General features: G+C 61.5%; 18 protein-coding genes and 4 pseudogenes. 15 read left to right on the forward strand and 7 right to left on the reverse strand.

Annotated elements, in window-relative coordinates; translation table 11 throughout:
* The first annotated feature begins 30 nt into the window (after positions 1–30).
* Positions 31–1,344: a branched-chain amino acid transport system II carrier protein gene (brnQ, locus tag GKC70_RS09330; RefSeq protein ID WP_342651146.1), complete on the forward strand. Its 1,314-nt coding sequence runs from the start codon at positions 31–33 to the stop codon at positions 1,342–1,344.
* Between the two features lie 283 nt (positions 1,345–1,627).
* On the opposite strand, the gene GKC70_RS09335 is transcribed toward brnQ, so the two are convergent.
* Positions 1,628–1,903, reverse strand: coding sequence for a hypothetical protein (locus GKC70_RS09335; RefSeq protein ID WP_029612070.1), 276 nt, complete (start codon positions 1,901–1,903; stop codon positions 1,628–1,630).
* A 151-nt stretch (positions 1,904–2,054) separates the two neighbouring features.
* Between GKC70_RS09335 and GKC70_RS09340 the strand changes: the two genes are divergently transcribed.
* From GKC70_RS09340 to GKC70_RS09360, 5 genes are all read left to right on the forward strand, one after another.
* Positions 2,055–2,546, forward strand: a complete 492-nt coding sequence (locus GKC70_RS09340; RefSeq protein WP_342651147.1) for a PaaI family thioesterase — start codon at positions 2,055–2,057, stop codon at positions 2,544–2,546.
* On the forward strand, positions 2,543–3,001 hold the full coding sequence (locus GKC70_RS09345) for a PaaI family thioesterase (RefSeq protein ID WP_029612072.1): 459 nt from the start codon (positions 2,543–2,545) through the stop codon (positions 2,999–3,001). The genes GKC70_RS09340 and GKC70_RS09345 overlap by 4 nt, the downstream gene beginning before the upstream one ends.
* 85 nt (positions 3,002–3,086) lie before the next feature.
* Complete coding sequence (gene htpG, locus GKC70_RS09350) at positions 3,087–4,994, forward strand: molecular chaperone HtpG (RefSeq protein WP_029612073.1); 1,908 nt, start codon at positions 3,087–3,089, stop codon at positions 4,992–4,994.
* A 63-nt stretch (positions 4,995–5,057) separates the two neighbouring features.
* Positions 5,058–5,783, forward strand: coding sequence for a dienelactone hydrolase family protein (locus GKC70_RS09355; protein WP_029612074.1), 726 nt, complete (start codon positions 5,058–5,060; stop codon positions 5,781–5,783).
* Between the two features lie 71 nt (positions 5,784–5,854).
* Entirely contained in the window at positions 5,855–6,859 is a 1,005-nt protein-coding gene (locus GKC70_RS09360; RefSeq protein ID WP_342651148.1) for an amidohydrolase family protein, read from the forward strand.
* 64 nt (positions 6,860–6,923) lie between these two features.
* Here the strand turns inward: GKC70_RS09360 and GKC70_RS09365 are convergent, their stop codons facing one another.
* The gene (locus GKC70_RS09365; protein WP_342651149.1) at positions 6,924–7,619 is read right to left on the reverse strand and encodes a type 1 glutamine amidotransferase domain-containing protein; all 696 of its coding nucleotides are present in this window, start codon (positions 7,617–7,619) and stop codon (positions 6,924–6,926) included.
* 350 nt (positions 7,620–7,969) lie between these two features.
* Here GKC70_RS09365 and GKC70_RS09370 point away from each other — a divergent pair, with 350 nt between their 5' ends.
* The 5 genes and pseudogenes from GKC70_RS09370 to GKC70_RS09390 all read left to right on the forward strand — a co-directional run bounded on the left by GKC70_RS09370 (position 7,970) and on the right by GKC70_RS09390 (position 12,604).
* A complete protein-coding gene (locus tag GKC70_RS09370) occupies positions 7,970–8,284 on the forward strand; it encodes a DUF3077 domain-containing protein (protein ID WP_342651150.1) in 315 nt (104 codons plus the stop codon).
* Positions 8,285–8,415: 131 nt separating this feature from the next.
* Complete coding sequence (locus GKC70_RS09375) at positions 8,416–8,931, forward strand: hypothetical protein (RefSeq protein ID WP_342651151.1); 516 nt, start codon at positions 8,416–8,418, stop codon at positions 8,929–8,931.
* 198 nt (positions 8,932–9,129) lie between these two features.
* A pseudogene (gene codB, locus GKC70_RS09380) lies at positions 9,130–10,387 on the forward strand (cytosine permease).
* Positions 10,388–10,523: 136 nt separating this feature from the next.
* Complete coding sequence (gene codA, locus GKC70_RS09385) at positions 10,524–11,765, forward strand: cytosine deaminase (RefSeq protein WP_342651152.1); 1,242 nt, start codon at positions 10,524–10,526, stop codon at positions 11,763–11,765.
* Positions 11,766–11,923: 158 nt separating this feature from the next.
* A complete protein-coding gene (locus tag GKC70_RS09390; RefSeq protein ID WP_342651153.1) occupies positions 11,924–12,604 on the forward strand; it encodes a hypothetical protein in 681 nt (226 codons plus the stop codon).
* Positions 12,605–12,723: 119 nt separating this feature from the next.
* Here GKC70_RS09390 and fabB read toward each other — a convergent pair.
* The 5 genes and pseudogenes from fabB to GKC70_RS09415 all read right to left on the reverse strand — a co-directional run bounded on the left by fabB (position 12,724) and on the right by GKC70_RS09415 (position 19,594).
* Positions 12,724–13,943 (reverse strand): annotated as a pseudogene (gene fabB / locus GKC70_RS09395) (beta-ketoacyl-ACP synthase I).
* An 11-nt stretch (positions 13,944–13,954) separates the two neighbouring features.
* Positions 13,955–14,470: a 3-hydroxyacyl-[acyl-carrier-protein] dehydratase FabA gene (gene fabA, locus GKC70_RS09400; protein WP_029612079.1), complete on the reverse strand. Its 516-nt coding sequence runs from the start codon at positions 14,468–14,470 to the stop codon at positions 13,955–13,957.
* A gap of 210 nt (positions 14,471–14,680) precedes the next feature.
* Positions 14,681–16,600, reverse strand: a complete 1,920-nt coding sequence (locus GKC70_RS09405; RefSeq protein WP_342651154.1) for an ATP-binding protein — start codon at positions 16,598–16,600, stop codon at positions 14,681–14,683.
* The gene (locus GKC70_RS09410; protein ID WP_342651155.1) at positions 16,597–17,487 is read right to left on the reverse strand and encodes an ABC transporter substrate-binding protein; all 891 of its coding nucleotides are present in this window, start codon (positions 17,485–17,487) and stop codon (positions 16,597–16,599) included. Before GKC70_RS09410 ends, GKC70_RS09405 begins: the two co-directional genes overlap by 4 nt.
* A pseudogene (locus GKC70_RS09415) lies at positions 17,487–19,594 on the reverse strand (TonB-dependent receptor). Before GKC70_RS09415 ends, GKC70_RS09410 begins: the two are co-directional and overlap by 1 nt.
* Before the next feature lie 181 nt (positions 19,595–19,775).
* Here GKC70_RS09415 and GKC70_RS09420 point away from each other — a divergent pair.
* The 4 genes and pseudogenes from GKC70_RS09420 to GKC70_RS09435 all read left to right on the forward strand — a co-directional run bounded on the left by GKC70_RS09420 (position 19,776) and on the right by GKC70_RS09435 (position 22,104).
* A pseudogene (locus GKC70_RS09420) lies at positions 19,776–20,800 on the forward strand (NAD(P)H-dependent glycerol-3-phosphate dehydrogenase).
* Between the two features lie 23 nt (positions 20,801–20,823).
* The gene (locus GKC70_RS09425; RefSeq protein WP_342651156.1) at positions 20,824–21,171 is read left to right on the forward strand and encodes a DUF4389 domain-containing protein; all 348 of its coding nucleotides are present in this window, start codon (positions 20,824–20,826) and stop codon (positions 21,169–21,171) included.
* On the forward strand, positions 21,168–21,626 hold the full coding sequence (gene sixA / locus GKC70_RS09430) for a phosphohistidine phosphatase SixA (RefSeq protein WP_342651157.1): 459 nt from the start codon (positions 21,168–21,170) through the stop codon (positions 21,624–21,626). Before GKC70_RS09425 ends, sixA begins: the two co-directional genes overlap by 4 nt.
* Before the next feature lie 97 nt (positions 21,627–21,723).
* Positions 21,724–22,104 (forward strand): hypothetical protein, encoded by a 381-nt coding sequence (locus GKC70_RS09435; protein ID WP_029612082.1) that lies wholly within the window; start codon positions 21,724–21,726, stop codon positions 22,102–22,104.
* Positions 22,105–22,176: the final 72 nt, after the last annotated feature.

The following is a 22,176-nucleotide window of genomic DNA, read 5'->3' on the forward strand; positions in this document are numbered from 1 at the left end:
CCCGATTTCAGCAGTGTGGTACTTCCTTAAATGAAAGTGTTAAAAGGCCAGGATATCCTGGCACTTGGCTTTATGACGTTCGCGCTTTTCGTGGGTGCGGGCAATATCATCTTCCCCCCTATCGTCGGCCTGCAGTCCGGGCCGCATGTGTGGATGGCGGCGCTGGGCTTTCTGGTCACGGCCGTGGGCCTCCCGGTCATCACCGTGGTGGCGCTGGCCAAGGTCGGCGGCGGCATGGATGCGCTGAGCAGTCCGATCGGCAAGTTCTGTGGTGGCCTGCTGGCTGCTGTCTGCTACCTGTCGGTGGGGCCGTTGTTCGCCACGCCGCGCACGGCGACGGTTTCCTTCGAGGTAGGCGTTGCACCCCTGACCGGCGAGAGCCCACTGGCGCTGTTCATTTACAGCCTGGTGTATTTCATCGTAGTGCTGGCGGTGTCGATGTATCCGGGCAAGCTGCTCGATACTGTCGGACGTTTCCTCGCACCGCTGAAGATCATCGCCCTGGCGGTACTGGGTATTGCGGCCTTCATGCTGCCAGCCGGCGGTATCGGCGAGGCGCAACCTGCCTATGCCGCCGCGGCGTTTTCCAAAGGCTTCTCCGATGGTTATTTGACCATGGACACCTTGGGCGCTCTGGTATTCGGCATTGTCATCGTCAACGCCATTCGCTCGCGTGGTGTCGAGTCGCCGAAGCTGATCACCCGCTATGCCATCATCGCCGGGCTGATCGCTGGGGTCGGCCTGGCCCTGGTGTATATCAGTCTGTTCCGGTTGGGGGCGGGGAGCCACCAGATTGCTGCCGGCGCCAGCAATGGGGCTGCTGTGTTGCATGCCTATGTTCAGCATACCTTCGGCTCGCTGGGCAGTGGTTTCCTCGCCGTGCTGATCGCGCTGGCCTGCCTGGTCACCGCCGTAGGCCTGACCTGCGCCTGCGCCGAGTATTTCAGCCAGATGCTGCCGCTGTCCTATCGCGCGCTGGTGGTGATCCTCGCCGGGTTCTCGCTGCTGGTGTCCAATCTTGGCTTGACCAAGCTGATCATGTTCTCGATCCCGGTGCTCACTGCGATCTATCCGCCGTGCATCGTGGTAGTCGGGCTCAGCTTCGTCAACGACCTGTGGAATTCGCCCACGCGTATTCTCGCGCCGGTGATGCTGGTTTCGCTGATCTTCGGCATCGTCGATGCGATCAAGGGCAGCGACATCGCCCATATGTTGCCTGACTTCCTGGCACACCTGCCGCTGAGCGATCAGGGACTGGCCTGGTTGGTGCCTTCGGTCGCGACGTTGGTAGTTGCCGTGGCGTGCGACCGCCTTCTTGGCAAACCACGCGAAGCCTTGGCCTGACAGATCGAAGTGTGCCGGTGGTAACGGCTATACGTTACGCAGCCACTGAGTGAAGTGCCCATCAACAACCCTGCAATCGTAAGACTGCAGGGTTTTTTTATGCGAGTAAGCGACAGCCGCCAGGCGAGGGGTGCACGTGGAGAAGTTGCTCTGGCGCGAAACGCGCGCGTTCAGTAGTCGTTTCGGCAAGAACAAGAGTTTGCACTTCCCAAGTGAAGCGTTTCACCATTAAGTTGCGGCCATAAAAAAACCCGACATTGTCGGGTTTTTTGTTCTGCTTGAATTACTGCTTGGCAGGTTCAGCAGGAGCGGTGGTCGGCGCCGGATTGGACGGCTGAGCTTCCTCGACGGCCTTCTGCTGCGCTTCAGCCTGATCTTTGGCAGCTTCGGCATTTTCCTTGGCGGCGTCGTTCACTTTATCCTGGGCTTCGCCCATCTTTTCCTGGGCCTGCTCGGCATGTTTCTGTGCGTCCTGAGCTTTATCTTCGCTGGACTTGTCGCATGCAGCCAGACCCATGGCAGCGGCCAGCATCAGAGCAAAAGCGAAAGGTTTACGCATGGGATGTTTCTCCTTGTGGAATAAGTGAGTTGAAACCTTCGAGTTCGGCGGTGTGTGAGAAGTTCAATGCCGCGTGCAGATATATAAACAGGTCACTCGCCTCGACTTTTTCCAGGCCCTGTGGGCCAGTACAACACGGAGCGCTCTGGTCATGAATCCAACCCCTACAGAGCTCAGCACGCTGATGGCAATGTCGCAGCGATTCCTATCGGCGCTGAGGCATTGCCAGCAGTTGCAGATGCGGGTGCAGCATGCCGACGAGCAGGGCATGACCTTGATGCTGCCCTGGTCGGACAGGTTGGTGGGCAATCCGCAGACCGGTGCCGTGCACGGCGGGGCGCTCACCACATTGCTGGACACCACCTGCGGCATGGCCACGCTGTGCGTGCTGCCGAAATTCGAAGTCTGTCCGACGCTGGATCTGCGTATCGACTACATGCACCCGGCCAAGCCAGGTTTGGACCTTTACGGTCATGCGTACTGCTACCGGGTGACCCGTGATGTGATCTTCACTCGGGGTAGCGCTTACCAGGACGACCCGGCGCAGCCGATCTGCCAGGTCGTGGGCACCTTCATGCGTCTAGGTGGTGAGGCGCGCGGAGGCCTGAGTTTTGCCGCGCGCCTGGGCGAGGGACAGGCATGATCCCTGCGCCGATACGCCAGCAACTGACAGAGGCGCATGCACGCGGCGACTATGCGCCGTTATTGGCACTGATTCCCTACGCCGGGCTGATCGGCATCGAATGTCAGCGCGAGGGCGATGATCTGCTGTTTCGTCTGCCCGCCAACCCCGACAACATCGGCAACCCGCTGCTCCCGGCCATTCATGGCGGCGTGATCGCGGGTTTCATGGAGCTTTCAGCCGCCCTGTACCTGTTGATCTTCAGTGACAGCCTGAGTATTCCGAAGATCATCGACTTCTCCATCGATTACCTGCGCGCCGGCCATTACCGCGACACCTTCGCCCAATGCCAGCTGTGGCGCCAGGGGCGGCGGGTGACCAATGTGTCGATCACCGCTTGGCAGGGCGAGCGCGGCTCGCCCATCGCCACGGCCCGGGCGCATTTTAAGATCCAGCCGCAGCCACCCTTGAAATAGCCAGCCATGCCCCCATCTGCTGAACATCCGCCCATCAGGCTCGTCGCCTGGGGCGCAATGACCAACAGATCGGAGTGTGAAGACGATGAGTGTGGAGACTCAAAAAGAAACCCTGGGCTTCCAGACCGAGGTCAAGCAACTGCTGCACCTCATGATTCATTCGCTGTATTCGAACAAAGAGATCTTCCTGCGCGAATTGATCTCCAACGCCTCCGACGCTGCTGACAAGCTGCGTTTTGAAGCCCTGGCCAAGCCCGAGTTGCTAGAGGGCGATGCCGATCTGAAGATTCGCCTGAGCTTCGACAAGGAAGCCGGCACGGTCACCCTGGAAGACAATGGCATCGGCATGAGCCGCGCGGATGTCATCACCCACCTGGGTACCATCGCCAAGTCCGGCACGGCCGACTTCATGAAAAACCTCACCGGTGATCAGAAGAAGGACTCGCACCTGATCGGCCAGTTCGGCGTGGGCTTCTATTCCGCGTTCATCGTTGCCGACAAAGTCGATGTCTACAGCCGCCGTGCTGGCACTGCTGCCGCCGAAGGCGTGCATTGGTCGTCCAAGGGCGAGGGCGACTTCGAAGTCGCGACCATCGACAAGCCGCAGCGCGGCACGCGCATCGTCCTGCACTTGAAGCAGGATGAGCAGGAGTTCGCCGACGGCTGGCGCCTGCGCAATGTGGTGAAGAAGTATTCCGACCACATCGCGTTGCCGATCCAGTTGCCAAAAGAGCAATCGGCCGTAGCCGAAGGCGAAGAGCAGCCTGCTGAAGAGTGGGAAACCGTCAACCGCGCCAGCGCGCTGTGGACCCGCCCGCGTACCGAGATCAAGGACGAGGAGTACCAGGAGTTCTACAAGCACATCGGCCATGATTTCGAAAACCCGCTGGCCTGGAGTCACAACAAGGTCGAAGGCAAGCTGGAGTACAACTCGCTGCTGTACGTGCCGGCACGTGCGCCGTTCGACCTGTACCAGCGCGAAGCACCGCGCGGCTTGAAGCTGTACGTGCAGCGCGTGTTCATCATGGATCAGGCCGAATCGTTCCTGCCGCTGTACCTGCGCTTCATCAAGGGTGTGGTCGACTCCAACGACCTGTCGCTGAACGTCTCGCGTGAAATCCTGCAGAAGGATCCGATCATCGATTCGATGAAGTCGGCCCTGACCAAGCGCGTGCTGGACATGCTGGAGAAGTTGGCGAAGAACGAACCTGAACAGTACAAGGGTTTCTGGAAGAATTTCGGCCAGGTGCTCAAGGAAGGTCCGGCCGAAGATTTCGCCAACAAGGAAAAGATCGCCGGTCTGTTGCGCTTCGCCTCCACGCACGACGACAGCGGCGAGCAGAGCGTCAGCCTGGCCGACTACCTGGCTCGCGCCAAGGAAGGGCAGGACAAAGTCTACTACCTCACTGGCGAGTCCTACGCGCAGGTCAAGAACAGCCCGCACCTGGAAGTCTTCCGCAAGAAAGGCATCGAAGTGTTGTTGCTCACCGACCGTATCGATGAGTGGCTGATGAGCTATCTCACCGAGTTCGATGGCAAGAGCTTCGTCGATGTCGCCCGTGGCGACCTGGACCTGGGCAAGCTGGATTCCGAAGAGGACAAGAAAGCCCAGGAAGAGGTGGCCAAGGACAAGGAGGGGCTTGTCGAGCGTCTGAAAACGGCGCTGGGCGACAGCGTGGCAGAAGTGCGTGTATCGCACCGTCTCACCGACTCTCCGGCGATCCTGGCCATCGGCGAGCAGGACTTGGGTCTGCAGATGCGCCAGATCCTCGAAGCCAGCGGTCAGAAGGTGCCGGACTCCAAGCCGATCTTCGAATTCAACCCGACTCACCCGCTGATCGAGAAGCTCGATCACGAACAGAGCGAAGATCGCTTCTCGGAGCTGTCGCACATTCTGTTCGACCAGGCGGCCTTGGCCGCTGGCGACAGTCTCAAGGATCCGGCAGCGTATGTGCGCCGCCTGAACAAGCTGCTGGTCGAGCTGTCTGCTTGAGATGACGCACCGCAAAGCCCGCTTCGGCGGGCTTTTCTTTTGGTCAAGCCTGAGGAACGCATGATGAGCAAGGTAATCGTCGAGTCGCTGGTCTATCACCTGTCCGGCCGCAGCTATGAAAGTCGCCTGGTCTTTGAGCCAGGGGCGGCCGCACGGCCTGCATTGGTGATGGCACCGAACTGGATGGGTATCGGCGAAGTGGCTGAGCGCGTCGCCAAGGAAGTGGCCGAACAAGGCTACGTGGTCTTGATCGCCGACCTGTACGGGCAGGGCGTGCGTCCGTCGAATGCTGAAGAGGCGGGGGCGGCGATGATGCCGTTGAAGAATGACCGCGACGAGTTGCGCAAACGTATGCACGAGGCCCTGGCGCAGTTGCTCGGTCAGTCCAAGGCGCTCCTGGCGCCTGGTAAAGCGGGCGCGTTCGGTTTCTGCTTCGGTGGGTGCTGCGCACTGGAGTTGGCACGCAGTGGCGCGGACCTCAAGGCGACGGTGTCTTTCCATGGCACCCTCGATACGCCTAGGCCTGAAGACGCTTCGCGTATCAAGGGCTCGGTACTCGTGCTGCACGGCGCCTCCGACCCGCTGGTACCCGCCGAACAACTGCCGGCATTCGAGGCCGAAATGAATGCGGCCAAGGTCGATTGGCAACTGCTGAGCTATGGCGGTGCGGTGCATTCCTTCACCGATCCTACCGCCAACGTGCCGGGCAAGATGCAGTACGATCGACGCACCTCGGAGCGTGCGTTCCGCTCGATGCACAATCTGCTCGAGGAAGTGTTCAAGGCGTGAAGTGGCAGTCCTGAACGATCGGCCTGCGGCGGTGGTCTACGCTGCTTCGATTGCCATCAGGACGTTGCCCCATGATCGCCAGAGCACTGGCCTGCCTGCTGTTTTCCGCCAGCCTGTGCCCAACGGTGCAGGCTCGCGATTATCGCTACAGCGATGCCCACCTGCATTACGTCGACTTCTTCCAGGAAAGTGAAGGCATGCCCGCCTTGCTGCGGGCCATGGATCAAGCAGGGGTCGATCACGCGATGATCTCCGGTATTCCGGTGGCGAAGAAATGGCACGAGGACGAACCCAAGCGTCCTCGCTATTACGCCGGCGACGATGCCGAAGCGTACTGGTTCAGTGCCACCGACATTCACGTGGCGGCGGCGGTGCAGAAACTGCCCGCCGAACAGCGCAAACGCTTTCATCCGTTTCTTTCCGGGATCAATCCGGTGGACAAGAACGCGGTCAGCCATGTCGAGCGCATGCTCGAACTGTATCCCGATTTCTGGCAAGGCATCGGCGAGGTGTTTACCCGCCACGATGACCTGACGGCGCTGACCAGCGGCGATACGCCCCGGGCCAACAACGAGGCGATGGCGCGAATTTATCACCTGGCTGCTGAGCGGGATTTGCCGGTGATGGTGCACTCCAACATCACCTCCAAACGCGAGCGTAACCCGCTGTATCTGGCGGAGATCGAAGAGCCGCTGCGCGATCATCCGCATACCCGATTCATTTGGGCCCACGCTGGCACCAGTCTGGAGATCCATCGTCACCAGACCCAGATGGACTTCATTCTGCCCACCCTCGAGCGCATGCTCGAAGCCTACCCCAACCTCTACATCGATTTGTCCTGGAGCATGCGTCAGCCCTATCTGCTGGATGAGCAGGGAAAGCCCCGCAAGGCCTGGCTGGCGCTGGTGAAGCGCTTCCCGGATCGATTCATGTTGGGTTCGGATGTGGTGGGCCGGTTCGCCAGCGTAGGCGAGCAGATGCATGGCTTCGACGTGTTTCTGGATGCGTTGCCCGAAGCCGTGGCCCGCCAAGTGGCGAGGGACAACTTCCTGGCACTATTACCAAAGCGTGGATGAGCACGCTTATCGCCATGAACCGTGTTGCGCAGGTCCGTGCGTGCCTACGCAACACCTGTGGTTATCAGGCGTGCGGCTCTTTGGCCAGGCGTTTGAGCAGTGCCTCGGCCGTGGCGTGCGATGAGGCAGGATTCTGACCTGTGATCAGGTGGTCATCTTCGATCACGTGACTGGCCCAGTCGGCCGTCTTGGAATACTCGCCACCCTGGGTCTTGAGCATGTCTTCTACCAGGAATGGCACCACGTCGGTCAGGCCGACGGCGTGTTCTTCACTGTTGGTGAAGCCGGTCACGCGCTTGCCATCGATCACCGACGAGCCGTCGGGCGCCTTCACCTGCTTCAGTACGCCGGGCGCGTGGCAGACGGCGGCAATGGGTTTGTTGGCCGCATAGAACGCTTCCAGCAAGGTGATTGAGTCCTTGTCCTGGGCCAGGTCCCAGAGTGGGCCGTGGCCGCCCGGGTAGAACACGGCGTCGAAATTGTAAGGATCGATCTCGCCCAGCGGTACGGTGTCGGCCAGCGCCATCTGTGCCTGGGTATCACCTTGGAAGCGTTCGGTGGCTTCGGTCTGGGCATCGGGTTGGTCACTCTTCGGGTCGAGCGGCGGCTGGCCGCCCTTGGGCGAAGCCAGGGTAATCTCGGCGCCGGCATCGACGAACACGTAATACGGCGCGGCGAACTCCTCGAGCCAGAAGCCGGTTTTCTGACCGGTATCGCCGAGTTGGTCGTGGGAAGTCAGCACCATCAGGATCTTGTACATGCGAGTGGTCCTCCAGATCTTCGTGGGCAGCGCGCTATTGGCCTGCGTTAGTGTGGGAGGTCTCAAGGGCTGGGATGTTCCATCGGATAGTCTCGGGCGGCATTTCAGCTGAGGGCGACCTCGATTCGGGTGAACCTTCCGAGTGTCGCGTAGGGCTTTTCCCGTGATGCTATTTCCCCGTGTTGAGCCGTTGTGCCTTGACCAGAGGCCCTCTAGGCTTCGCCTGCTTGCTGCATTTCCTCATCCTGCCTCAGCCCACGGGCAGAGACGCACGCCGGGTTCGCGTGAGTCTGGTTGAGCTAGGACGAGGAAGTGTGGCAAGCACTTCATGACGATTTCCAGGAGGATATATGGGCAGTGACGATCAATCATCCAAGGGGCCTGAGCTCAAGGTCATCAGCGCCATGGACCGCTTGCGCCGCAAGCCGAGGATGGACTGGGTGCAGGCGATACCTGGCCTGCCGGCCAAGGACACGCTCATGGAAATTTCCGCCATCATGGGTTGCGTGACCGAGCTCACCCGTCGGGCCATCAATCACCCCCGTGAAGCCGCTGTGTTGATGCGCGCCACCTTCTACCTCAGCGGCATGAGTAAGGCCATGATCGACGGCCAGATGGCACAAATGCGCGGTGATCAGTCAGCGCCAGAGGGCCCCAAGCCCTGAAGCAATCACTGATGCCTGACAGCGTCGTTCTATCGGCCTGACTTGGCAATCCCTCGCCGCAAGCTTCACCGCCAGTGACCGCGCTACAATGCGCCACAGACGAGTATCCAAGGGCTCAAGGTGATGTCGAAATGCTGAATACGAACGAAACGCGGGTTTTCATTCGTCGTTTTGGCTGGGTGATATTGCTCGCCCACATACTGGTAATGGCAACGCTGGCGGTCACGTGGATCATCACAACTCCCGTTACATGGCGCGGTCATGAGCACGTGCTCAAGGTTGCGTTCTTTGCGACCGTTTTTGGCGGAGTGGTCATGGGGCTCGCGTTCATGCTCGTCTTACGCGGGCGCAGTTGGGCTGTCTGGATCAATGTGGTGTTACTGGTGCTGTGCATGGCCATCACGCTCGCGTTTCATGCCCCGGGTCACGGAATGGCCATCCTGGGGGTAGCGCTGATGCTCCCATTGTTGGCGATGCTGGTGATAAACAGTGGTCGTCATCGGCAGGCGGTCAAACGCTACGCCGTCTTTCGTCGAGACAGGACCCGATGGGCAATGACGATCAGCATTGCCAAAGAAAAGGGTATCGATCTGAACCAGGAGGCTGAACGTCTCTTTGGTGGTGCCAGTGCAGAGCGCGACCATTGACCGCTTTTCAAACGTGCATTCACGCTTCACAGTAGGGCGTAAACGCCTTCAATTTTTAAAACGATGCACTGTGTGGAGTGTTCACATCAAGTGAAGCTGGCTAGCGCCTGAGCACCCGCGCGCGTTGTCCAGTCCAGCCCAGCCCGGCCCGTATCTTGCTCTGCCTTTTGGAATTCTCACTCTTGGACTATTCCAATCATGAGTTCATCCGGCGAATTTTCTCTGACCGAAGCCCCTCCAGCAGCCCGCAAGGGCCTGCTTCCCATTGCCATGATCCTATTCAGCTTCACGTTCTTCACCGGCACCATGTTCGCCGGGGGCAAGCTCGGTATGGCGTTTACCTTCGCCGACATGCTCTGGATAGCGACGATTGGCAACATTCTGCTGGCCGCCTATGCCGCGAGCCTGGCGTTCATCGCCTCGCGCAGCGGCCTGAATACCGTGTTGATGGGCGTTTCTGCTTCGGCGAGGCCGGCAGCCGCCTTTCCGACTTCTTGCTCGGTTTCGCAGAGCTGGGCTGGTACGCCTGGGGCACGGCAACGGTGGCGATCGTGTTGGTCAAGCTGCTGGGGTTGGCAGAGAGCTTCACTCCGGCTTTGATGGTGCTGTTCGGGTTGGGCTTCAGTGTCACTGCGATCATCGGTTTCAAGGGCTTGACGGGTTGTCACGCGTCTCGGTGCCTTTGATGTTCGCGTTGCTGGTGATCTCGATGGTCGTCGCTACACGCGATGCGGGCGGGTTTGCCGGGCTGCTGGCCGTGGTGCCGCATGAGAGCATGAGCTTCTCGGCCGCCGTAACCATGGTGTTCGGCACCTTCGCCAGTGGCGCGACACAGGCCACCAACTGGACCCGATTGTCGTGCAACGCACGGGCTGCGGTAGCCGCCAGCGTGGTGGCGTTTCTCGTAGGCAACGGCTTGATGGTGGTCGCGGGGGCTTGGTGCGCGATGGTTTATCAGCAAGCTGATATCGTCGAGGTGATGATGCTGCAAGGGCTGTCGTTCGCCGCGGTGGTGATGCTGTGCCTGAATCTCTGGACCATCCAAGGCCCGACCCTCTATAACGTGGCAGCCGCCAGTTGCCACCTGGCACGCAGTGAGCGACGACGCACCGCTACGCTGCTCGCCGCAGGTGTGGGCATTGTGCTGGCGATAGGCGGTATGTACGAGTGGCTGATTCCTTTCCTGGTTTTGCTAGGCTCGATCATTCCGCCGGTCGGTGGCGTGATCATGGCCGATTTCTGGTACCGCTATCGCGGCCACTATCCCACGTTGGCTTCGGTCAAGCTGCCGCGCTACAACCGCGCAGGTCTTTTCGCTTATGCTCTGGGCGCGGTGTTGGCTTATAGCTCGCCGTGGGTCGCACCGCTGGTGGGAATCGGCGCCTCGGCACTGTGTTATGTCGTTCTGCTTGAGTTCAGAGCGCGAATACAGCCTGCGGTCCAAGCCAAACGCTAGGCCTGTCCCGGGGCTGCTTAGACTCCCACTGCGTTCGTCATCGTCAATACCTTCCATGCGCGATTATCACGCATGAATGCTTTTATCGCGCCGTTGCTCTGGCGCGAGAGTAATAGCCAAGGCCAGGAGTAACGCCATGAACATCATCAACGCCCGCCTGCGCGGCAAGACCGGGCTGTTCACAGTCCGGGTGAGCGGCGAGCGCATTGCCGCCATCGAGCTCCAACCGGCGAAGATTGAACCGAGCAGTGCCGAGGATATCGACGCGGCACAGAACTTGGTGATACCGCCTTTCATCGAGCCGCATATCCACCTCGATGCCACCCTGACAGCCGGTGAGCCGCGCTGGAACATGAGCGGCACGTTGTTCGAAGGCATTGAATGTTGGGCCGAGCGCAAGGCTATTACTACCCACGAAGACATCAAGGCGCGGGCCAAGAAGACCATAGGCGCGCTGGTGGATCACGGCATCCAGCATGTGCGCACTCATGTCGACGTCACCGATCCGACCTTGGTGGCGCTCAAGGCCATGGTCGAGGTGCGCGAGGAGGTGCGTCATCTGATCGATTTGCAGATCGTGGCGTTTCCTCAGGAAGGCATCGAGTCGTACGCCAACGGGCGGGCCCTGATGACCGAGGCGGTGGCGCTGGGCGCCGATGTGGTGGGTGGTATTCCGCATTTCGAGAACACCCGCGATCAGGGCGTGTCCTCGGTCAAATTCCTGATGGACCTGGCCGAGCGCACTGGCTGCCTGGTGGATGTTCATTGCGACGAGACCGACGATGCGCAGTCGCGCTTTCTTGAAGTGCTGGCCGAAGAAGCCCGTGTGCGTAACATGGGGGCTCGGGTCACTGCCAGCCATACCGTGGCCATGGGCTCCTATGACAATGCCTACTGCTACAAGCTGTTTCGTCTGTTGAAGATGTCGGGCATCAACTTCGTATCCTGCCCCACCGAAAGCATTCATTTGCAGGGACGTTTCGACAGCTTTCCCAAGCGGCGCGGTGTGACCCGGGTGGCCGAGCTCGACCGTGCCGGGCTGAACGTCTGTTTTGGCCAGGATTCGATCGTCGACCCCTGGTATCCACTGGGTAACGGCAACATCCTGCGCGTGCTCGAAGCGGGTCTGCATATCTGCCATATGCTCGGCTACGAGGATCTGCAGCGCGCGCTCGACCTGATCACCGACAACAGTGCGCGTACCCTGAATCTGGGCGAGCGCTACGGCATCGCAGTCGGGCGCCCGGCGAACCTGCTGGTGCTGTCTGCCGCCGACGACTACGAGATGGTTCGCAGCCAGGGGCATGCGCTGGTCTCGATCCGTGCAGGCAAGGTGCTGATGCGTCGAACGCCTGCTCGAGTCGAACGATTCGTCTGAAGGGCAGGGCGGTCAGCCTGGAGCGTCATTGCCGGGGCTGTGGTGCTTGCACTTAAAGCGGCGTGGGCACGTGCTGAGCGCTTGCCTCGGCAGCCGTTACTTGGCACGCTTGGCCCCGGTCTTCAACTGCGCGTGCCGCGCTACAAGGAACCGCCAAGGTGAGTTGGGAAAAAGTCGGAAAGGCCCTTGCGGGTCTGTTGGTCGCGGCGGGCGCTGTCGCCGCGTTGTACGTTTCGTTCAAGGATGAGGGTGGGTTGAAAGCCTATGTCGCCTACGAGGCACTGACCTATCCCAGTCAGTTCAACGAACGCATCGGCCAGGCTCGAGAGCAGCTCAAGTACGAGCGACTGTTCGCCGGCGTCGAAGCCGTGGCCAAGGGCGCTTTGAACCGCGACCAAGTCGAGGCGCTGGTCAGCCAGGCTCAAGCGCCCTACATGCAACTGTTCGCTAAACCCTTCGAGGCAGGGTTGGTCGATCACCGTACTGGGCTGTTCGTCACCTTGCGCAATACCAGCGACAAGCCTGTACAGAAGGTGTTGATCCGTCTGCCGGCCAAGGGCTTGGTGCAGGTCCGCGATGATGCCGGTGATGACAGCATTCCCGAAAATGCCACCAACATTATTCAGATCCCTGCAATCGAGCCCGGTGGCCTATGTCGCGTATGGGTGTACTTCGATGCGGACTTCTCGCAGATCACCCAAGGGGGAATCAGCATCGTGCATGCCGATGGGCCGGCGACCCTCCAGGTCATGCGTGAGGTCAGTGGCTTCCAGGCGCTGATTGCGCGCTATGGCCAAGTGTTGGTTGGCCTGGCGGTCATGCTGGGGCGGTGGTGCTGATCCTGGCCTACACGTGCGCACGCCAGCGGCGTCGTTTGCGACGTCTGCGCGGTTGATCGGCATCCCCTGAAAGCAAAACGCCCCGACCAGGTCGGGGCGTTTCAGGTGTAGCGACGGTCTTACTTGCCGGTCCAGCGCTTGAGCACCAGGGTGGCATTGGTGCCGCCGAAACCGAAGCTGTTGCTCATGACCGTATCGATCTTGGCGTTCTCTTCAGTCTTGCGCAGCACTGGCAGATCGGCAACCTCTGGGTCCAGTTCGTCGATGTTGGCCGAGCCGGCGATGAAGTTGTTTTCCATCATCAGCAGGCAGTAGATCGCCTCGTGCACACCCGCTGCGCCCAGCGAGTGGCCGGACAGGCTCTTGGTCGAGCTGATCTTCGGTGCCTTGGCGCCGAACACTTCACGCACACCCTTCATTTCGGCAACGTCTCCGACCGGGGTGGAGGTGCCGTGGGTATTGAGGTAGTCGATCGGTGTATCGACGGTCGACAGCGCCTGCTGCATGCAGCGGATGGCGCCTTCACCGCTTGGCGCGACCATGTCGTAGCCGTCGGAAGTAGCACCATAACCGACGATCTCGGCGTAGATCTTGGCGCCACGGGCCAGGGCATGTTCCAGCTCCTCGACCACCACCATGCCGCCGCCGCCGGCGATGACGAAGCCATCACGGTCGGCATCGTAGGCGCGCGAAGCCTGTTCGGGCGTTTCGTTGCGCTTGGTCGACAGCGCGCCCATGGCGTCGAACAGGAACGACTGGCTCCAATGCTCTTCTTCGCCGCCACCGGCGAAGACGATGTCCTGCTTGCCCCACTGGATCTGCTCCAGCGCGGTACCGATGCAGTGTGCAGAGGTGGCGCAGGCCGAAGAGATCGAGTAGTTGATACCCTTGATCTTGAACGGGTGGCCAGGCACGCCGAAACGGTGCTGCCCATGGTGCGGGTAACGCGGTAGGGGCCTACGCGTTTCACGCCTTTTTCGCGCAGGGTGTCCAGCGCTTCCATCTGGTTGAGGGTCGAAGCGCCGCCGGAGCCGGCTACCAGGCCAGTACGCGGGCTGGACACTTGTTCTTCAGTCAGGCCGGCGTCTTTGATCGCGTCCTGCATCGCCAGGTAGGCATAGGCAGCGGCGTGGCCGACGAAGCGATAGACCTTACGGTCGATTAGCTCTTCCAGATTCAGGTCGATGGAGCCAGAAACCTGGCTACGCAGTCCCATTTCCTTGTATTCCGGGTTGTAACGGATACCCGGACGGCTGTTGCGCAGGTTTTCGGTGACGGTAGCTTTGTCATTGCCCAGGCACGAAACGATGCCCAGACCAGTGATAACGACGCGGCGCATGCGAATAACCCTTAGAAATTGTCAGTGGAGGTGAACACGCCGACCCGCAGGCCTTCGGCGGTGTAGATCTCGCGACCGTCGACGCTGACCGAGCCATCGGCGATGGCCATGTTCAGCTTGCCTTTGAGGACGCGCTTGATCTGAATGTTGTAGGTAACTTTCTTGGCCGTCGGCAGTACCTGGCCAAAGAACTTCACTTCGCCCGAGCCCAGGGCGCGGCCGCGGCCCGGCAGGCCTTGCCAGCCGAGGAAGAAACCGACCAGCTGCCACATGGCATCGAGGCCCAGGCAACCTGGCATCACCGGGTCGCCTTCGAAATGGCAGGCGAAGAACCACAGGTCCGGGGTGATATCCAGCTCAGCGACCAATTCACCTTTGCCGTACTTGCCGCCTTCTTCGCTGATATGAGTGATGCGATCGACCATCAGCATGTTCGGGGCGGGCAGTTGCGCATTACCTGGGCCGAACAGCTCACCGCGACTGCAGCGCAGCAGGTCTTCCCGAGTAAAGGCGTGTTGTTTGGTCATGCGAGCTCCTCAATAACCCCCTGTGGCAGGGGATGAATCTTCCTGGCCAGCCTGAAATCCTACAGATACCAGGGCGGCAGCCTACAGGTAGACTATTGCGTTGGGGTGAAAGTCACAGCGCACCTGGCAAAAGAAGTACAGGTGTGCACTGAAAGTGTATTTTCCGGGCCCTTGCAGGCTCTGTCCAGTCTTTAAGACTGCCGCACTTTATCATTTATCGCCAGTCGCCGCTGTGCGGTCCGGCAGCCAGCGTTGCAGCGTGCGCAGCAAGTCGGCGCGTTTGAACGGTTTGCTCAGGTAATCGTTCATTCCAGCCTCCAGGCAACGCTCGCGATCACCCGGGAGCGCGTTGGCGGTCAAGGCGATGATCGGCACGTCAGCCTGATGCAGACGAATGCAGCGGGTGGCTTGGTAGCCGTCCGTATGCGGCAAGCGACAATCCATCAAGATGGCGGCGTAGCTTTTTTCGGTTGCCAGCGTCACGGCCTGCTCGCCGTCCGTCGCCAGGTCCACCTCGAAGCCCAGGCTGCGCAGCATGGCTTCGATGACGCTCTGGTTGACCGGGTTGTCCTCTACCAACAGCATCGGTTGGCCATCACTGAGCGCAGTGGCCCTGTGTTCGCTTTCCAGTAGCTGCGCAGCACGCTGTTTAGAGCGTACCAGCGGAATCTCCAAGGTGAATGTCGAGCCGCTGCCTATGCTGCTCTCACCACGTAGCGTGCCGCCCATGCGTTCGGCCAGGGTGCGCGCAATCGACAGGCCCAGGCCAGTACCGCCGTAACGTCTTGAAATAGAACTATCGGCCTGCTGGAACGCCTCGAACATCGTCTCCAGCCGCTCGCTGTCGATGCCGATGCCGGTGTCGCGGACTGTGCAGGTCAACCTCAACAACTGATGATCGAGCATGCGCCATCGGGCGTCGACCTGCACCTCGCCGTGCTCGGTGAACTTCAGCGCGTTGCCCACCAGGTTCAGCAGAATCTGTCGGATGCGTGTCGGGTCACCTGTCACGTGCAGACGTTCCAAGCCAGTAGCCAGTTGCAGGCGTAACTGCAGGTTGCGCTGCTGGGCGCTGTGCTGGAACGACTGCACGCTACTTGAGATCAGCTCGCCGAGATTGAAATCGATGTGTTCCAGTTCCAGGCTGGCGCGTTCGATGCGCGAGAAGTCGAGGATGTCGTTGATCACCTTCAGCAGGTGGCCGGTGGACTCGCTGGCCACGGCCGTACATTCGGCCTGCTCGCGAGTCAACCGAGTGGTCTCCAGCAGTTGCAACATGCCCAGCACCCCGTTCATCGGAGTGCGCAGTTCATGGCTCATCATCGCCAGGAACTCGGATTTGGCACGGTTGGCCCGCTCGGCTTCCTCGCGCGCCTGGATCAGCTCGGTGATGGTTTGCTGTTGTTCGCGGCTGGCCTGATCCAGGGCGTTGGCCAAGTTGTTGATGTGCCGCGCCAGATGACCGAGCTCGCTGTCATCGACCACCGGCAACGGCGCGTTGAATTGGCCCTGCTGGATAGCCTTCACGGCATGGCCCATGTCGCTGATCGGCATCGACAGGCTCCTGGCCAGGCGCCGCGCCAGGAGGAAGGTGAACGCCAGCGCGAACAGGGCAAGAATGCCGGCCTTGATCACGATTTCCTGCTGGCGCTCGCTGAACGCGTCGTCGGACATGCCGACGATCACTCGACCGAGATAGTCGTCGCCGATGCTCGGCGGAGTCTTGCCCTGTTGCAGGAAGTCGTTGTCCAGGCGGATCTGTTGCAGGCGGATCGGGGCCTGGAAGACTTCCACTCGCTGGGCGCGATTGGCACTTTCCCCGGACTGCTCGACGTACACCAGGATGTGGTTGCGGCTGTCCTGCACCTCCAGAAAACGCACGTGCGGGATGCTCAACGTTGCGCGCATCAGGCTTTCCAGCACTTCATTGTTGCCCGAGATCACCCCGTATTCGCAGGCGGGTGCCAGTTGGTTGGCAATCAGTTGGCCCGTGTGGTCCAGCTCCTGGCGCAGGTCCTGCAAGCGTACGAAGGTGAAGAAACCGATCAGCAACAAGGTGAGCAGCAGCGCCGGCCCCAGGCTGATGATCTGGGTGCGGGCATGAATGTCCCAACTCAGGCGCTTGCTCATGGTGTCGACTCTCCTTCGGCCAGGACCAGCTCGGCTGCGTTCGGCTCTATGCGCTCCAGTCCAAGGGCGCGGGCCACCTGCTGATTGCCGCTGACCCGGAAGTGATCGGGATAGAGGCTGCGCGGCCAGCGCGAGGGCGGCTGGTCGAGCAAGCGGTCGAGCACCGCCAGCCAGTCGTCCTGGTCGCTGTAGGTGCTGGCCAGGGCGCCGGCGCGGACGAAGCCAGCGTTGGGACCGATCAACGCCATCTGCCGCCCATAACTGCTGAGCAAGAGGTTCTTGACGGTCTTGGCATTGAACAACTGCGGATCGTCGATGCCCAGCAGCACGTCGCTGTTGCCCAGCACGTGCTGCAGGGGACGGCTGTCGCGCAGATCGGCCCAGTCCTGGGCGACGATCTCCAGGCCCATGTGACTGGCTGCCTGATGCAACTCCTCGATGAGGAAGCGGCTGTCAGGTCCATACAGCACGCCGATACGTCGTGCCTGCGGCAGCAGATAGCGCGTCAGGCGCAGTTGCCGTGCCAACGGCGGATCGCTCCACAGCAGGCTGAGGTACTCGGGGCGCGACTTTCCCAGGCGCAGTTGCGCCTGAACTCGGCTGATCCGCAGCGCCAGCGAGAGGGGGCCGGATGGCTCGCGCAGGCGCCAGTCGAGTGCGGCCTCATCCAGCAGGATCAGGCGCGTCTGGACATCGAGTCGGCCGGGCGAGGGCAACTGCGTGACAGTCTGGAAGCGCACCTGGTCGAGGGGGCGTCTGGCTTGCAGCGCGCTGACGAAGCTGCTCACCCCGGCGGTGTCATCGCCACCGACCAGCAGGATTTCATGGGCGCACAGCGTGCCCATGGGCCACAGACACAGCGCCAGCATCCGTAGCAGGCGCAGCATCAGAACTCCAACTCCGCACTGACGCTTAGGCGATGGCGGCTGTCATAGCGGTTCTGCTCCACGGTCGTGGGCTGGTCGTCCAAGCGTTGCTGCCACAGTGCAGCCAACTCGACCGAACTGCCATAAATCCGCATGCGCTTGGCCACCCTCAGATCGACACGCTCGTAGCGGTATTGATTGAGGGCATCGTCCCCGTAATAGAACAGCGCGCTCGACCAACCCGACCCCCAGTCGCGCAACCAGCCCACAGAACCGCTGTTGTGTGCGCTGAGGCGGCGGTCGTCGGGGTTGCTCGCCCAGGCATCGACGTAGGCATAGCTCATGCGCAGGCGGTCACGTGGGCTCAGGCGCCAGTCCAGCTGAGTTTCGCTGCCACTGAAGCGTGCCCTGTTGGCATTGCTGGCAATGTACTGATTGTTCTTCAACGGCTCGCTGATCATCCCGGTGATCTCGTCGTAGAACAGCTTCACGTCCAGGTTCAGGTCAAGGTCGGAAAAGGAACCGTTGTAGCCCAGTTCGCGCGAGCGCATGCGCTCCTGGTCGAGGTTGCCGGGACCGCGGGTCTTGACGAAGTACTCACCGTCGCGCAGGCCGAGCACGTTGGGCGTGAGGTTTCGGACCGTGTAGCTCCAGTTGACGTTGTTCTCGAACATGTCCGGCGAGCGCACGGCCTCGGAGTACACCGCGCGCAGCCCCTGACGCGGAGTGATCAGGTAGTTCACCGCCACGCGCGGGGTCAGGGACGTGCCGGAGAGCTGGCTGTTTTCGAACATCGCGCCGCCTTGCAGGATCCAGTGCTCGTCAGCGCGCCATTCGAGCTGGCCAAACAGGCGCCAGGTGCGGTCGTCGAGCCGGCCGTTGAAGTAGGTCTGCGAGTCGGCGCGATCATAACGGTAGTTGAGGCCGCTGAGCAGGCGCAGGCTGTCGGTCAGGCTCAGGGTGTCCTGAATTTCCAGGTCATAACGGGTTTCGCGGGTGCTCTGGTCGACGTCGCCGCACACTTCCCGGCTGCCCCCGTTGTCCCATTGGCTCTTGATCTGGTTGCGCAGGCCCTGCAGAACCGGATCGCGGCTGTTCGGCGGGTTGTTGGCGTTGCGTGCCACGCGTTCGGCGTAATTCGGGTCGAGCTGCCACAGGCGGGTCAGTTCGGGGCTGAAGACCAATGTCGCGTCGCAGGCACGCCAGACCTGCTGACGGTCGAACTGCTGCGCCGAGCCCTGCACATAAAGGCTGTGATCGGGGTTGAAGTCGATGCTCCAGCGCAGCGAGCCGGCGTAGTCCTTGGCGTCCAGGTCGGCGTTGTCGCCGCGCCCGGTGACGAAGGGAACACCGGTTTGTAGGTATACGGCCGTTGGTTGCTGCCTTCCTTGGCCGCCAGTTGCCAGTCCAGCGTCTGATCCGGGGCCAGGCTGTGACTGACGCTGAGGTTGAAGCGTGTCAGGCGCCGGCTGTCGCGGTAGTCCTGACCGTACTGGTTCTTGTCGAAGCCATCGTCCTGCAGGCCGGACATCGACAGGCGCAGGTCGCCGCCGTCCCAGCCCAGGCCTTGGCTGGCATAGAAGTCATTGATGCCGTCCTGGCCGCGGGTGATCTTCAGGCGCGTGCCATGGCTGTCGGCAGGGCGTCGGGTGAGGATGTTGACCACCGCCATCAGCGCGTTGGCGCCGTAGCTGACGGTATTGGGGCCGCGAAACACTTCGATGCGCTCAATATCTTCGATGGCCAGGGGAATGTCGCTCCAGTCCACCGTGGCCAGGCCCGCCCGGTATACCGAACGGCCATCGATCAGCACTTGCATGCGCCGGGCATCGTTGACGTTGCTGCCGTGGTAGTTGACGGTCGGCTGGTTCCCGGCGCCGTAACCGATCATCATTCCCGGTACCAGGCGCAGCAGTTCGGGCACGTCACGCGCGCCGCTGGCGTGGATCAGCGCGCTGTCGAGCACGGTCATGCTGCCGGGCACCGCCGCCGGGGATTGTTTGAGCCGCGTGGCGGTCAGAACCTGCGGCAGGTCGGTGTCGATGAACAGATCGTCGGCCGCGGCCGGGCCGCCCAGCAGGGCAGTGAGCAACAGCAAGCGGCGGGCAGGGGGCGTGCCAGGGAACACGTGACGGCCTTGTGTCAGACATGGGCCGCGCATGGTAACCGAGCCGTCGAGAGGCAAGCTATAAGCGCCGAGCGGCGTGTGAGAAGGGCACGGCCTTTTCTTGCCGTGTGTCGCTTGAAGCGTGCAGCTTGCCCTTATAATGCGCCGTCGCCCTCAACTTATTGGCTTTGACGGATTGAATATGACTGAACAGCGACCTGTTGCAGTGCTGGGAGGTGGAAGCTTCGGCACCGCCGTGGCGAATCTGCTGGCGGAGAATGGCAACCCGGTGCGTCAATGGATGCGCGATCCGGAACAGGCCGAGGCCATGCGCGTCAACCGCGAGAATCCACGGTACCTCAAAGGTATCCGCCTGCATGAGCGGGTCGAGCCGGTCAACGACCTGCTGGCCACGCTGCAGGGTAGCGAACTGATTTTCGTCGCGCTGCCGTCCAGTGCGCTGCGCAGCGTGCTGGCGCCGCATGCCGAGACGGTTAGCGGCAAGGGCTTGATCAGCCTGACCAAGGGTATCGAGCCGCAGACGTTCAAGCTGATGAGCCAGATCATCGAAGAGATCGCGCCCCAGGCGCGGATCGGTGTGTTGTCCGGTCCGAACCTGGCGCGTGAAATCGCCGAACATGCGCTGACCGCCACCGTGGTCGCCAGCGAGGACGAAGCGCTCTGCGAGCAGGTCCAGGCCGTGCTGCACGGGCGCACCTTCCGCGTCTACGCCAGCGCCGACCGCTTCGGCGTCGAGCTCGGCGGCGCGCTGAAGAACGTCTACGCAATCATCGCTGGCATGGCGGTGGCCCTGGACATGGGCGAGAACACCAAGAGCATGCTCATCACCCGCGCACTGGCCGAGATGACGCGCTTTGCCGTCAGTCAGGGCGCCAATCCCATGACCTTCCTCGGTCTGGCGGGGGTTGGCGACCTTATCGTCACCTGCTCGTCACCCAAGAGCCGCAATTATCAGGTCGGCTATGCCCTGGGGCAGGGGCTGAGCCTGGATGAAGCGGTCAGCCGCCTGGGCGAAGTGGCCGAGGGGTCAACACGCTCAAGGTGCTCAAGGCCAAGGCCCAGCAGGTGCAGGTGTACATGCCGCTGGTCGCCGGGCTGCACGCGATCCTGTTCGAGGGACGCACCCTGGCCCAGGTGATCGAGCACCTGATGCGCGCCGAACCCAAGACCGACGTCGATTTCATTTCCACCAGCGGTTTCAACTGAGCCGCACGAGCAAGGAGCGAGACATGAACGATACCCCCGAACACGCCCAGCGCGAGTCGATCATCCTGCGGATCGTGTGGATGCTGGTTTTTCTGGTGGTCTGGCAACTGGCCGAACTGCTGCTCGGCGGCCTGGTGTTGGTGCAACTGATCTATCGCCTGGTCTACGGCGCACCCAGCGTCAGCCTGATGAACTTCGGCGACAGTCTCAGCCAGTTCCTGGCGCAAATCGGTCGCTTCGGCAGCTTCCACACCAAACAGAAACCTTGGCCTTTCGCCGACTGGCCGGCACCGCGCGCGCCTGAGGGCGAAGCCCCGCATGCGGTGCCCCCGGCGCCGCATCCGGTGCGTGATGAAGAGCCTAAGCTGTGAAGCTGTGGATCCTGCGCCACGGCGAGGCTGAGCCGCGGGCCAACACCGATGCCGAACGCAGGCTCACCGCCCATGGTCGCGAGCAGGTGTTGCGCAGTGCTGCGCGCCTGTTGGGACAGCCCCTGCAAGCGATCATTGCCAGCCCCTACGTACGGGCCCAGCAGACCGCCGCGCTGGTGCACGACACCCTCGGTTTCATCGAGCCAGTGCGCACCGTGCCTTGGCTGACACCTGAAAGCGATGCGGCGCAGGTCATCGGCGAAATCGAGCGGTTGGGGTTGGAACAGGTGTTGCTGGTCAGTCACCAACCCTTGGTGGGTAGCTTGGTGAGTCTGCTGGAACAGGGTCATGCGCAGTCCCCTGCGCCGATGAGTACGGCTTCCCTGGCGCAGTTGGAGGGTGACTGGCCGCTCGCAGGCCTGATGACCTTGCAGGCACTCGACCACCCGGATTGACCCGCTTGTGGCAACTGGTATTTCTGTCAGTTGTGAGCCGCGAGGTTCGCTTGCTAGCGTCTGTGACAGTCATGGCTGATATCACGGAGTTTCGTCTATGAGTGGTCTGCAACGGGAGTTGATGCGGTCTCTGGATCTACAGCCGACGATTGGCAAGCTCGATGCCGGGGTTGCATTGGATTTTGCCGAGCACAGCCTGCTGCGCGAAGCCGCCGAGGCGCGTCTTTACCATGTGCTGGGCAAGCTCGAAAGCGGCCAAGTCTCGGCGGCTTCCAGGCATGCCGCACAGGAGCTGCAAAGGCTTCAGGCGTCGTGCATGCAGGTATCAAGTGGGGTGCAGACCAGTTGCCTGGCGCTGGCGCGGGCCGAGTTGAGTCCAGCCGACCTGCAGCGGGCCTGCGAAGCGCTCGACAGCCAACTGACCTACATCAAGGCCTGTCTGCAGCGCGCCTTGGGCCGTCTGCACGGCGGCACCTGACCTGATCGCCCTTGGCGATGACCTATCCGAATGTTGTGATGCGTTGGCAGCTTGTCGACAATGGCCGAAATC

Source organism: Pseudomonas sp. REB1044, assembly GCF_038813925.1.
GTDB classification, from domain to species: domain Bacteria; phylum Pseudomonadota; class Gammaproteobacteria; order Pseudomonadales; family Pseudomonadaceae; genus Aquipseudomonas; species Aquipseudomonas boreofloridensis.

What these genes read in the sequence shown, in the direction of transcription:
- brnQ (WP_342651146.1), top strand. Translation starts at nt 31, where the DNA reads ATGAAAGTGTTAAAAGGCCAGGATATCCTGGCACTTGGCTTTATGACG.
- GKC70_RS09335 (WP_029612070.1), bottom strand. Translation starts at nt 1,903, where the DNA reads ATGCGTAAACCTTTCGCTTTTGCTCTGATGCTGGCCGCTGCCATGGGT.
- GKC70_RS09340 (WP_342651147.1), top strand. Translation starts at nt 2,055, where the DNA reads ATGAATCCAACCCCTACAGAGCTCAGCACGCTGATGGCAATGTCGCAG.
- GKC70_RS09345 (WP_029612072.1), top strand. Translation starts at nt 2,543, where the DNA reads ATGATCCCTGCGCCGATACGCCAGCAACTGACAGAGGCGCATGCACGC.
- htpG (WP_029612073.1), top strand. Translation starts at nt 3,087, where the DNA reads ATGAGTGTGGAGACTCAAAAAGAAACCCTGGGCTTCCAGACCGAGGTC.
- GKC70_RS09355 (WP_029612074.1), top strand. Translation starts at nt 5,058, where the DNA reads ATGAGCAAGGTAATCGTCGAGTCGCTGGTCTATCACCTGTCCGGCCGC.
- GKC70_RS09360 (WP_342651148.1), top strand. Translation starts at nt 5,855, where the DNA reads ATGATCGCCAGAGCACTGGCCTGCCTGCTGTTTTCCGCCAGCCTGTGC.
- GKC70_RS09365 (WP_342651149.1), bottom strand. Translation starts at nt 7,619, where the DNA reads ATGTACAAGATCCTGATGGTGCTGACTTCCCACGACCAACTCGGCGAT.
- GKC70_RS09370 (WP_342651150.1), top strand. Translation starts at nt 7,970, where the DNA reads ATGGGCAGTGACGATCAATCATCCAAGGGGCCTGAGCTCAAGGTCATC.
- GKC70_RS09375 (WP_342651151.1), top strand. Translation starts at nt 8,416, where the DNA reads ATGCTGAATACGAACGAAACGCGGGTTTTCATTCGTCGTTTTGGCTGG.
- codA (WP_342651152.1), top strand. Translation starts at nt 10,524, where the DNA reads ATGAACATCATCAACGCCCGCCTGCGCGGCAAGACCGGGCTGTTCACA.
- fabA (WP_029612079.1), bottom strand. Translation starts at nt 14,470, where the DNA reads ATGACCAAACAACACGCCTTTACTCGGGAAGACCTGCTGCGCTGCAGT.
- GKC70_RS09405 (WP_342651154.1), bottom strand. Translation starts at nt 16,600, where the DNA reads ATGAGCAAGCGCCTGAGTTGGGACATTCATGCCCGCACCCAGATCATC.
- GKC70_RS09410 (WP_342651155.1), bottom strand. Translation starts at nt 17,487, where the DNA reads ATGCTGCGCCTGCTACGGATGCTGGCGCTGTGTCTGTGGCCCATGGGC.
- GKC70_RS09425 (WP_342651156.1), top strand. Translation starts at nt 20,824, where the DNA reads ATGAACGATACCCCCGAACACGCCCAGCGCGAGTCGATCATCCTGCGG.
- GKC70_RS09435 (WP_029612082.1), top strand. Translation starts at nt 21,724, where the DNA reads ATGAGTGGTCTGCAACGGGAGTTGATGCGGTCTCTGGATCTACAGCCG.